This window comes from Bradyrhizobium sp., from assembly GCF_049519115.1.
Classification (GTDB): Bacteria; Pseudomonadota; Alphaproteobacteria; order Rhizobiales; family Xanthobacteraceae; genus Bradyrhizobium.
Map to the genome: position 1 here is coordinate 1 of NZ_JBEKRB010000142.1, position 5240 is coordinate 5240.

At 56.2% G+C, this 5240-nt stretch carries 6 protein-coding genes and 1 pseudogene; 4 read left to right on the forward strand and 3 right to left on the reverse strand.

Annotated features, from left to right (window positions below; all coding sequences use genetic code 11):
* From ABSE61_RS35945 to ABSE61_RS35955, 3 genes are all read left to right on the forward strand, one after another.
* On the forward strand, positions 1-642 hold a 642-nt coding region (locus ABSE61_RS35945), incomplete at its 5' end, for a phenylacetate--CoA ligase family protein (RefSeq protein ID WP_423875909.1).
* Between the two features lie 189 nt (positions 643-831).
* Positions 832-1602 carry a hypothetical protein gene (locus ABSE61_RS35950; protein ID WP_423875910.1) on the forward strand — a complete coding sequence of 257 codons (771 nt, stop codon included), beginning with the start codon at positions 832-834 and terminating at the stop codon, positions 1600-1602.
* A gap of 32 nt (positions 1603-1634) precedes the next feature.
* The gene (locus ABSE61_RS35955; RefSeq protein WP_423875913.1) at positions 1635-1868 is read left to right on the forward strand and encodes an HGGxSTG domain-containing protein; all 234 of its coding nucleotides are present in this window, start codon (positions 1635-1637) and stop codon (positions 1866-1868) included.
* 956 nt (positions 1869-2824) lie between these two features.
* Here the strand turns inward: ABSE61_RS35955 and ABSE61_RS35960 are convergent.
* From ABSE61_RS35960 to ABSE61_RS35970, 3 genes are all read right to left on the reverse strand, one after another.
* Positions 2825-2995 carry a hypothetical protein gene (locus ABSE61_RS35960; RefSeq protein WP_423875911.1) on the reverse strand — a complete coding sequence of 57 codons (171 nt, stop codon included), beginning with the start codon at positions 2993-2995 and terminating at the stop codon, positions 2825-2827.
* 90 nt (positions 2996-3085) lie between these two features.
* A complete protein-coding gene (locus ABSE61_RS35965) occupies positions 3086-3529 on the reverse strand; it encodes a type II toxin-antitoxin system VapC family toxin (RefSeq protein WP_423875912.1) in 444 nt (147 codons plus the stop codon).
* Entirely contained in the window at positions 3529-3843 is a 315-nt protein-coding gene (locus tag ABSE61_RS35970; RefSeq protein WP_423875914.1) for a type II toxin-antitoxin system Phd/YefM family antitoxin, read from the reverse strand. The genes ABSE61_RS35965 and ABSE61_RS35970 overlap by 1 nt, the downstream gene beginning before the upstream one ends.
* Before the next feature lie 412 nt (positions 3844-4255).
* Here ABSE61_RS35970 and ABSE61_RS35975 point away from each other — a divergent pair.
* A pseudogene (locus tag ABSE61_RS35975) lies at positions 4256-5070 on the forward strand (YqaJ viral recombinase family protein).
* The last annotated feature ends 170 nt before the right edge of the window (positions 5071-5240 follow it).

Consider the following 5240-nt stretch of genomic DNA (forward strand, 5'->3'; position numbering starts at 1 on the left):
TCTTCGATCCAGCGGGCGGTGGTTTCGGGTGCTGCGTTTCCGCCTTCGTTGCAGAAGGAGATCAAGTCGCACGGCATCGACGCCTATCAGGCTTTCGGCACCGCCGATCTCGGCCTGATTGCGTTTGAGACCGTCGCGCGGGACGGCCTCGTGGTGAACGAGGACATCATCCTGGAAATCGTGCGGCCGGGCACCGGCGAGCCGGTTGCCCCGGGCGATGTCGGCGAGATCGTCGTCACCACGCTCAATCCCGATCACCCCTGGATCAGGCTTGCGATCGGTGACCTCACGGCCGCGCTGACAGGCAAGAGCCCGTGCGGTCGCACCAACGGGCGTATCAAGGGCTGGATGGGTCGCGCCGACCAGACCACCAAAATCAAGGGCATGTTCGTGCGGCCCGAGCAGATCGCCGAGATCGGCAAACGTCACCCCGAACTCGGGCGGCTGCGCCTCGTCGTGCAGCGCGACAACGAACAGGATGTGATGGTGCTGAAATGCGAATCTACTTCAGCCAACGACGCGCTGAGCAACGCGATCGCCGCCACGCTCCGCTCGGTTACAAAGCTCAGCGGCACGGTCGAACTGACGGCGCCGGGAAGCCTGCCGAATGACGGCAAGGTGATCGCGGACGAGCGATCGTGAGAGACTCTTCGCTGCTCCGACTCGCCGGATGCGGCGGATTAGCAAAAAATTGAAAAACAACCCCAAGGAAAGTAACTCCGACTCGCCGGCGTTCGGACCCGCCGACTCTTTCATCCGACTCTTGGTGTATAGACCGGTTTGATCTAATATTTCGCGCTCTCCACTTTCTTTCATTGAGGTTGCGCGGAAATGTCGAAGAGAACAACCAGAGCGGAAAAGCGTCATGCCCCTCAGGATGGCAACAATCGAAACGCCAGTGATGATCGCAAAGCGACGACAGTCATCGAACAAAGCCAAGCGTATCGGCCAACTGCGGACGAGCAAGCAACTATCGAAAAAGCGCTTGAACGTCGAAATATACCGGCACCACGGCTCAAAGTTGAAGATGATAATTTGTTCGCGGATCATCCGCATCCACCAACGGGCGAATTGCTTCTGGCGAATGCGCTTGGTTCTCCAGATAAGGAATTTGTCTCCGGCTTGATCAGGCAGCTGGTCGTAGCAACTTGCAACGGATCTAAAAACGATGAAGACGATTTGAATTTTTCGATTTCGGTTATTAAAGGGATTGGCCCAGCGGATCAGCTTGAATCCTTACTTGCGTCGCAAATGACTGTCGTCCACATGGCGATTATGCGGCTTTCTGGCGAGCTTGGGACAGCAAAATCACGTCCCCAACAAGAGGCCGCGTGCTCAGCCATTAACAAATTCGCTAGGACCTTTGCCGCGCAAATGGAGAGTCTGAAGCGCTACCGCTCGCGGGGTGATCAGAATGATACGGTCGTATCCGTCAGCGAGGGCAGTCAAGCGATCGTCGGCAACGTAACGCAAAACAGGCAAGAAGCGGCGCCTATTAATGCAACGCCTCAGGCTTTGACGCACTCATCGACGCCTCCGATCGACGTCTTGAGCGTGCTATCGCCTCAAGGTGCTGCTGTGTTTCGGAAGAAGGTCAAATGACCAACGCCCACATCCGAAACATCGTGCCTATGATGGCGAGCCCGCGCTGCGGCGCAAAGGCTCGAAACGGCGGCTTTTGCAAATCGCCGGCGGTCCATGACAGGACGCGTTGCCGCATGCACGGCGGCGCCTTGGGATCCGGCGCTCCTAAGGGAAACACGAATGCGGTCAAGCACGGCGCATTTCGGAAAGAAGCGGTCGAGGAGAGAAAACAATTGAGGGCACTCCTTCGAGAATCCCGGAAGCTATTGCAAAAATTTACATAGCCAAAGGCGGTGAATTGGCCTTTCGGATTTCGGTCTTTCTAACCACGGAATGAAATTGGCTTCGTTTCGCAAAAAAAATATAACTGGATCAACGGCATTTGCACGGCGACAAACCAAGACTCCTTACTGTGCGTTGCAAGCGAACCCTGACAGTAAAGTCACCGTTGGTTTCTTCGGCCGAACGCCTGGTCCGCCGCCACTTTCTTCGATGAAGCAACGCCCCTAACAAATTCACTGACGCGCGGTCGCTTCGGCAATCCCACGTGAACACGCGAGCACCGGGCCGACCATTTCAATAATCGCAACGCGGCCAATCAAGTTGCGTACCGCCTCGCCATGCAAGCTTTGTGCGGGCTGCGTTGATCCGGGTCCAGACCTCGCATTCAAGGAGCCTGCTGGACACTAGCAGCTCGTCCCAGAGTTCATCCGATGGGCAGCGATCTTCGGCCAACAGGTAGGCAAGCGCCACCGAGCTATCGCGATGGATCATCGATCCGCTCGATCGCGATCTAGATCGGTCAGGAGTTCGTCGATCGTCATCACCGGCTTGCGCTCAGGCGGACCGTGCCCGACCGAGAGGGGCGGCGTCATCCAGCGTCGAACAACAACACATCGGAAAGCATCGAGCTTCAGCCGGGTGAGGTGGACCGATTCAGCAACCATGGAGTCGAGTTCGGTGTGGTCAGAGTCGCGAAGCTCGAACCTCGTCACACCTGTCCGAGGTTTGGCAGCCGAAAGGGAGTGATTTGATTGGTTTTTTTTGATTTTTTGATTTTTTCAAATCAATCAAATCGCGTCCCGTGCAGCGATCGACAAGTGTCTGATACTACGCGATTACTGCGCCGAGGTTGTTCTTGATTTCGGTCAATCAAAAATCAAAACAATCAAAGCAGCTGTCACCGCGACTCTGCGGAACGCGCGGTCTCTCATGCCGTCGCCGAATCATTTTTTGAGCGTCAGCGAGCGTTTAGATTGGATAATGCTTCAGCTCCCACGCATTCGACGAGCGTGACAAGTACATCCAGGCGATCGCCCTCGGGCGTGTTACGCTTCGCGGACATGAGACCCTCGATATCTTTGAGGGCGTTACGGTAGTCACGCTGGGTCTTGATTTGCGAGATGTTCATGAAGACTGCCTCAAGCGGTTTGCGCGTCGATCTCCATGGCGAGGGCACATTCGTGCCGGTCCCATCAAAATCGATTCTCAGTCAAATCGCCTAAGGGGCCTTACTCGGAAGTGTATCTATCCACGGATTGAACAAGGGCACACTCGCTTTTTGAAAATCTCCGATATCGCGGGAAACGACTGTGAGCCCGTGATGGAGTGCCGTCGCAGCAATGATTAGATCGGGCTGCGAGAAAGTATGGCCCGCTTTGCGACCCTGTTCGACCAGAAGCCGCCACTTGAACATGATATCCTCGGAAATCGCGAGAACACGTTGTTCGAACATCGGCCGGACTTTATGCGCAAGCCAGTCATTTAGCTGTGCGCGAAGGTTGACGTCGCCCAAGAGTTCAATACCGAATCGGATTTCGGCGAAGGTCACCGAGCTCACATAGAGAGTTTCGAGCGGTTGGGCGGCGACGAAGTCGAGGACTTTTTTTTCTGGCCTTGACCGACGCAGTTCAGAGAGGATGTTGGTGTCGAGTAGCCAGACCATTACAAACTAACTTTGCGCACAGGCATAACTGCACGCGACGGTTCAATCTCGATATCCCGGTGTGGCGAGGCCTGCATGGCAGCAATCAGCGCTTCGCCGGTGAGATCTCCCTTAAGGCGCCGAAATTCCTCAGCCGAAATGACGACGACTTCATCGCGTCCGTGCACGGTCACGCGCTGCGGTCCTTCACTCCGGACCCGACGCACCAACTCGCTGAAACGGGCCTTGGCATGCTGCAAGAGCCACTGCCCTGCTATGGGTTCGCGCCGTCGACGGGTTGTCTTTTTCGCAGACCGCTTAGAGATTCTAGTCATGCTGACTAGTTTAACAGAAGCCGATTGTCCGTGCAATCTTTCCTAAGCGGCAAATCTGCAGTAGCTGCGCTCCCCGTTCATTTCCCGATTTTTCCCCTTACAGGCTTTCGAAGCCGAACTCCCGGACCACCGCCATTCTCGTCGATGAACTCGACACCCGCGGCCTCCAAGGCGCGGCGGATAGCTTGATCGTTAGCAAGGGTCAAAGAAGTCTCCCCGTCACTGACCTCCGCTCGGCGAATAGTGTTGGCGCCCAAAGCTGACGCCTTCGCGAGTTCAGCTGCGCTCCACCGTATCAAAGATCGGCCAGCCCGAATCTGAGCACCCGATAGCTTCACTGACATGTTGACTTTTAACCTATATGGGTTAATTTAACCCATCTGGAAATTGATTCTTTGAGGGGGGATGTTGGATGAATTCAAGTTTTTCGACAAAGATTTTCGACGATCGGCGCCTGTTCATCGGCGGCTCTGACGCCCGGATCATCATGGGCAGCGACGCGGACCGACTAGTCCGACTTTGGCGGGAGAAGCGTGGTGAGGTCGAGCCTGAAGACCTTTCTGACAACCTCATCGTCCAGCTTGGCACCGTGACGGAGCAACTGAACCGGGATTGGTACGAGAGAAATACCGGCAATCTCGTCACGGACGTGCAGCGACGGGCTTTCCATAAGATCCGTCGCTGGATGGCTGCGACCCTCGACGGGAAGGTCGCGGAAACTGGTGCAGTGTTTGAAGCCAAATTCATGCTGCCGTGGAATTTCTCGGAAGAGGCGGCGGCCGAAAAACACATGGCCCAGCTTCAACACAACATGTGGGTAGTTGACTCCCGGACAGCGGTCCTGTCCATCATCACCGGTGGGGGAAAGTGGGTCGAAATGACCATTCCCGCCGACCCGCTCTACCAGCATCTGAACGGAAGTTCTGGCGCTGCGTCGAAACCGGCAAGACCCCTCACCTCTTCGGCGTCGAGCCGCCGCGGCCGCGCGTCGAGGCAATCAGAACCGTCGATATGAGTTCGTCAAATGCATGGGCGAAGTTTGCCGGCGCCTACCGTCTGACGCGTACTGCTGCGCTCGACCATGACCAAGCAAAGACAGAGCTCAAAGCCCTCATGCCCGAGGATGCCAAGGAGGCCACCGGGCACGGCGTAAAGGCAAAGCGCTCGAAATCCGGAGCGGTCAGCTTCGAACTGCTGGCTGAAGAGACCAATCATGCAGCAGTCTAGCCCCAGCGTTGGCATTCTGGCTGCGGCACTTGCCAAGGCGCAGGCGGCCATATGAAGTGGACCCCATACCTGGGACCAGGGGGCGCCGAAGTTAAGGTGTAATCGCGCCTGCCTTTGTCGTTTGAATCAAGCAGCTTGCTTCTGCTGCGTTTGCGTCTGCTGTGGGTATG

Bases quoted from the DNA above. Each gene is read 5' to 3' on its own strand.
- ABSE61_RS35950 (WP_423875910.1), top strand. From the start codon at position 832: ATGTCGAAGAGAACAACCAGAGCGGAAAAGCGTCATGCCCCTCAGGAT.
- ABSE61_RS35955 (WP_423875913.1), top strand. From the start codon at position 1,635: ATGGCGAGCCCGCGCTGCGGCGCAAAGGCTCGAAACGGCGGCTTTTGC.
- ABSE61_RS35960 (WP_423875911.1), bottom strand. From the start codon at position 2,995: ATGAACATCTCGCAAATCAAGACCCAGCGTGACTACCGTAACGCCCTC.
- ABSE61_RS35965 (WP_423875912.1), bottom strand. From the start codon at position 3,529: ATGGTCTGGCTACTCGACACCAACATCCTCTCTGAACTGCGTCGGTCA.
- ABSE61_RS35970 (WP_423875914.1), bottom strand. From the start codon at position 3,843: ATGACTAGAATCTCTAAGCGGTCTGCGAAAAAGACAACCCGTCGACGG.